1 protein-coding gene is annotated in these 1500 nt (G+C 38.5%); it reads left to right on the top strand.

All coding sequences use genetic code 11. The features are described 5' to 3' along the window. Positions 1 to 298 precede the first annotated feature (298 nt). Complete coding sequence (locus ACTXGO_RS13590) at positions 299 to 1195, top strand: 3-hydroxyacyl-CoA dehydrogenase (protein WP_317198735.1); 897 nt, start codon at positions 299 to 301, stop codon at positions 1193 to 1195. The last annotated feature ends 305 nt before the right edge of the window (positions 1196 to 1500 follow it).

Below are 1500 nucleotides of genomic sequence, written 5' to 3'. Positions count from 1 at the left end.
TTTTTTTATCCGTAAGACATAGGCTACTTGTATAACGTATGCAAGATTATGGTATAGCCCATAATAAACTAAAATAAGTGTAGAACTGGTTTTAGGGTTTACTATATAGTAGATTCACTCTAAAAATGATATAGCGCTGCTGGAATGCTAATTTTTAAAACATAGGTTACGCAGCATCGAAAGATAACAACACGCAATTAAAATGTATACCAATAGCACGTTGAAATTTGTGACAATTTTACTTTGAATTGACTATAGTTAGACTTGAAAATCACTACTTTATTCTTAGGAATTCATCATGACTTATAAAAATGTAACTGTCGCAGGAAGCGGCGTTTTAGGCTATCAAATCGCCTTTCAGGCCGCTTATCATGGTTTTAATGTCACCGTCTATGATATCAATGATGAGGTCTTGGAGCATGCAAAGTCAAAGTTTGAGTGGATGTGCAAAGCCTTTAAAAAAGATATGAGAGCGACGCAAGAGCAGTTGGATACAGCGTTTAATAATTTAAGCTACACCTGTGATCTCGCAGAATCAGTCAAAGACGCTGACTTATTGATTGAAGCCATTCCTGAGATTCCAGAGATCAAAATCGAATTTTATAAAAAACTGGCTAAACTTGCCCCGCAAAAAACAATTTTTGCCACCAATACCTCTACCCTACTCCCAAGTCAGTTCGCTGAATCAACGGGGCGACCTGCACAGTTTTTGGCTCTACATTTCGCTAATAAAATTTGGATGCATAATGTCGCTGAAATTATGGGACATCCTGGAACCGACCCTAAAGTATTTGATGAGGTAGTGGCGTTTGCCACCAATATCGGTATGGTGCCAATGCCGCTGTATAAAGAGCAACCCGGCTACATTATGAATAGTTTATTGGCGCCTTTTATCGATGCAGGCTTGCAACTACTCGCCAAAGAAGTTGCTGATCCGCATACCATAGATAAGACTTGGATGATAGTGACAGGTGCGCCTGTAGGGCCGTTTGGTATCTTGGATACTATAGGGATTAATACGGCATACAACATTACTAAAATGACTGCTGAAAAGACGCAGAGCCCTGTAAGGTTTAAAGCGGTCAAGTATCTAAAAGAGCAGCTGATTGATCAAAATAAATTAGGCGCTGCAACTGGTGAAGGTTTTTATACCTATCCCAATCCTGCTTATATGAATCCTGACTTTTTAAAGTAAACGCTCACTTCAACGATGTTGAGTGTCCTTAAAACGCTCAAAACATCTGAAACTTCCTTTTACTATCGAATACAAAAAAAGTCGCTCCTGCTAGTATTAACACAGCAGTAGCGACTTTTTTTGTTTCATAATTATAAATACAAATAATAAATCTGGCGCAACGATACCTCTATGTCACTATATTTTAGAAGCTTGCCTTAAGACCCCCTTTTCCTTTGCTTTCTTAACTTCTTCGCTTGTAGCTCATTTTGTTCAATCTCCAGCGGTGTAAGCCCTTTGGCTTTTGCTTTTAGGTAGCTTAGATA

This window comes from Psychrobacter sp. T6-1, assembly GCF_052258445.1.
The sequence above is the reverse complement of the archived record's forward strand: the minus strand, read 5'-3'. Positions and strand labels throughout refer to the sequence as shown.